The organism is Rhodococcus sp. EPR-147 (assembly GCF_001647185.1).
Lineage (GTDB): Bacteria > Actinomycetota > Actinomycetes > Mycobacteriales > Mycobacteriaceae > Rhodococcoides.
The window spans coordinates 1-3,340 of record NZ_LVCU01000554.1; the positions used below are offsets into that span (position 1 = coordinate 1).

Sequence of the window (3,340 nt, forward strand, 5' to 3'; positions counted from 1 at the left end):
ACGATCAGGGGCACACCATCATCGAGATACCCGTGACTGCAGGTGTCGCGGTCGCGATCGTCGCACCCGTCCTCGTCGCAGTCGCTGCGATCGCCGCAGTGCTGGACGACTGCACCATCGAGGTCCACCGCATCGACGAACACCGTCCCGCCGCCTGAGCGCACGTCTGCTCACTCCGAACGACTCGCCGCCACAGGGGAACGAACACCATGCCTTATCCGATCGAAGTACGCGCGCTGAGCAAGAGCTACGGCGACAAGCTCGTCATCGACGACTTGTCGTTCGTTGTCGAACCCGGCACTGTCACAGGATTTCTCGGACCGAACGGGTCCGGTAAGTCCACCACGATGCGGTTGATCGTCGGATTGGATCGTCCCGACGCCGGCACTGCACTGATCGGCGGCGTCGAGTACGCCCAGTTGAACAAGCCGCTGCTCACCGTGGGAACCCTGCTGGACTCCGAGGCCGTCCACCCAGGGCGATCGGCCTACAAGCATCTGCTGTATCTGGCTCGTACGCAACGCATTCCAACATCCCGAATCATCTATGTTCTGGAGCTGGTCGGGCTTCGCGGCGTCAGCGGCGAACGTACCGGATCGTTCTCGCTCGGCATGCGGAAGCGACTCGGAATCGCTGCAGCCCTGCTGGGCGACCCGGCGGTGCTCATTCTGGACGAACCGATCAACGGGTTGGACCCGGACGGCATCTACTGGATGCGCAACCTCATGAAGAACCTGGCGGGAGAGGGACGAACCGTCTTCGTCTCCAGCCATCTGATGGGCGAGATGGCGCAGACCGCAGACCATCTCGTGGTCATCGATCACGGCAAGCTGATCGCCGAATGCACTCCCGCAGAGCTGATAGCTCGCAGCAGTCGAGCGTCGGTGCTGGTCTCGTCCTCCGATTCGACGAGTCTCGCCGCATCGATCGCAGCGGCCGGAGGTACCACCGACGTACTCGGCCACGACGGACTCACCGTCCACGATCTCTCGGCACACCGGGTCGGGGAGCTCGCCCAACAGCAGAACATCGCGATCTACCAGCTGACCCCGCAGGAGGCATCGCTGGAAGAAGCGTTCATGACACTCACCCACCTCGACGACGTCGAACACGACCGCCCCCTCGTCACTCACTCTCGCGGACAGGCGACATCATGAGTATCACCGCACCGCGCACCGCAACCAAGCCCCCCGAGCGAGAACATCATCGCGACGATGTCCTCGGACTGGTGACATCGGAGTGGACGAAGCTGATCTCACTGCGCTCGACGATCTGGTCCCTGGCCGCACTGGTGATCGTCACCATCGGCTTCACCGGATTCTTCACCTGGTTCACCGTCGCCTACTGGGACAACGTCGATCCGGTTTCCCAGCTTCAGATCGTCACAGACCCGGCACGCCAGATCCTGGGGGCAGGGTTCCAGCTCGGCCAGTTGGCGGTCTGCGTACTCGGCGTCCTGGTGGTCACGAGCGAATACTCGAGCGGCACGATCAGGGCCAGTCTGCTGGCGGTGCCCTCACGAATACCGATGTTGGCGGCCAAAACCGGTGTGTTCATGGCCGTCGTGTTCGTCATCGGCGAGATCACGGCATTCCCCACATTCTTCCTCGGTTCGGCCATCATGGACTCCAAAGCATCTGTGTCGCTGAGCGATCCCGGCGTGCTGCGAGCGGTGATCGGTGCCGGCCTGTACCTTTCGCTGCTCGGCGCCATGGCGGTCGCCGTCGGTGCCATCGTCCGACACACCGCGGGAGCTATCACGGGCATGATCGGGTTCGTTCTCGTACTGGCACCGCTCACCCAACTGATTCCCGGCACCGTGGGACGGCACATCCAGGCGTACCTGCCCTCGCAGGCCGGCAGTCTGATCGCCTCACCCCGGCAAGCTCCCTCCGACTTGCTCACTCCCTGGCAGGGTTTCGGAGTCGCAGCGCTGTGGACGGTCCTGCTGCTCGCCCTCGCGGCATATCTCCTTCGCCGACGCGATGCCTGACATCGATCTCACAACAGGGGGACAAATCACCATGAACGAACTGGCCGAGTCTGCCGGTGGCGCAGGCCTCATCGCGTTCCATGTCCTGGCCTCGATTCCTCTGCGCAAGTGGCGCACGACGTGGGGCGCGACGCCGGCCGAGGTAGACGAAGCACTGCCTGGTGACGAGAGCGTGCCACACCCGGCGTGGACGTACACCCATGCAATCGATGTCGACACGACGCCTGATCTCGTGTGGCCTTGGTTGATTCAGCTCGGACAGCAGCGGGCAGGCTTCTACAGCTACCGCGGACTGGAGAACATGGTCGGCTGCAACATCACGTCGGCGACGGAAATCGACCCTCGATTCCAGACTATCGAGGTCGGCGACTCCGTGCTCCTGCATCCCCAATCACCACCTCTGACAGTGACACTGGTCGACGACGGCACCGCCTTCGTGCTGTTGGGTGCAGACCCCGACTCGGCCGACCGGGCACTCTGGTCGTTTCATCTGCGCGCCCTGCCCGGTGGAAGAACTCGACTGATCGAGCGGGGACGGTATTCGCACGCTGCAACATTGAAGAGCCGCTTGGTCTTCGGACGCTACTTCGTCGAGCCCATCGGATTCGTCATGAGCAGAAAGATGCTGCGCACCATCGCCGCGAATGCTGCGACGGCGCAACACGCCTAACCTTTCGGGAACACCCCGCCCAGTCGGCGGAGATCGTCCAGAATGTCGTTGACCCGGCTCATCAGGGAGATATGTCCCTCTCCTTCGATCAGGTGGGCCTGCGCTCCTGCGACGTTGGCCGCCAACCAACGAGCGTGGGCGAACGGAACCATCGTGTCAAGACTGCCCTGCCATATCGACACCGGTGTGCTGATCTCGCTCAGGTCGAATCCCCATGGGCGCGTGTGGGTCAGGTCGTCGTCACGCCAGCCCACGATGCCTTGACGGCCGGCCGCGTTGACCGACGCGGCGAGGTACTCGGTGAGTTCCTCGGTCAGCGCGGCGCGGTCGACCGGTGGAGCCAACGCTCCCAATCCTGCCGCTACCTGGTCCGGGGTGACACCGAAGAATCCTTTTCGGATATCGAGAAACGACTCCAAGGCTTCGACGCCGGCGAACACGGCCGTGTACTCGTCGATGTTCTCCTCGGCCATTCCGTCGCGAATGTCGCCGTCGTAGTCGGCGGCCGGAGCGATCCCGACGCAGCAGGCGGCAGCGAGGCACCGACCGGGCAGCAGTGCTGCACAGGCCAATGCACGCGGTCCCCCACCTGACCAGCCGATCGTGAGAAATTCGCCGATGCCGAGGTGGTCGAGCACTGCCTCCGTGTCGGCGGCGTCATCCGCCACCGTAGCGGT

Annotated in this window: 5 protein-coding genes; 4 read left to right on the forward strand and 1 reads right to left on the reverse strand. The window is 63.6% G+C overall.

Features of this window, described 5'->3' with window-relative positions; all coding sequences use genetic code 11:
- The first annotated feature begins 17 nt into the window (after positions 1-17).
- From A2J02_RS29110 to A2J02_RS24735, 4 genes are read left to right on the forward strand one after another with little or no spacing between them, the layout of a single operon-like run.
- Positions 18-158 carry a DUF4342 domain-containing protein gene (locus A2J02_RS29110; RefSeq protein ID WP_442971505.1) on the forward strand — a complete coding sequence of 47 codons (141 nt, stop codon included), beginning with the start codon at positions 18-20 and terminating at the stop codon, positions 156-158.
- A 51-nt stretch (positions 159-209) separates the two neighbouring features.
- Positions 210-1,157 (forward strand): ATP-binding cassette domain-containing protein, encoded by a 948-nt coding sequence (locus A2J02_RS24725; RefSeq protein ID WP_068055017.1) that lies wholly within the window; start codon positions 210-212, stop codon positions 1,155-1,157.
- Positions 1,154-1,993: an ABC transporter permease subunit gene (locus A2J02_RS24730; RefSeq protein ID WP_068055020.1), complete on the forward strand. Its 840-nt coding sequence runs from the start codon at positions 1,154-1,156 to the stop codon at positions 1,991-1,993. The genes A2J02_RS24725 and A2J02_RS24730 overlap by 4 nt, the downstream gene beginning before the upstream one ends.
- A 31-nt stretch (positions 1,994-2,024) precedes the next feature.
- Positions 2,025-2,663: a hypothetical protein gene (locus A2J02_RS24735; protein ID WP_176460192.1), complete on the forward strand. Its 639-nt coding sequence runs from the start codon at positions 2,025-2,027 to the stop codon at positions 2,661-2,663.
- Here A2J02_RS24735 and A2J02_RS24740 read toward each other — a convergent pair.
- Positions 2,660-3,340 (reverse strand): alpha/beta fold hydrolase (locus A2J02_RS24740; RefSeq protein ID WP_156516378.1); only part of this gene is annotated, 681 nt, incomplete at its 5' end. The genes A2J02_RS24735 and A2J02_RS24740 overlap by 4 nt on opposite strands.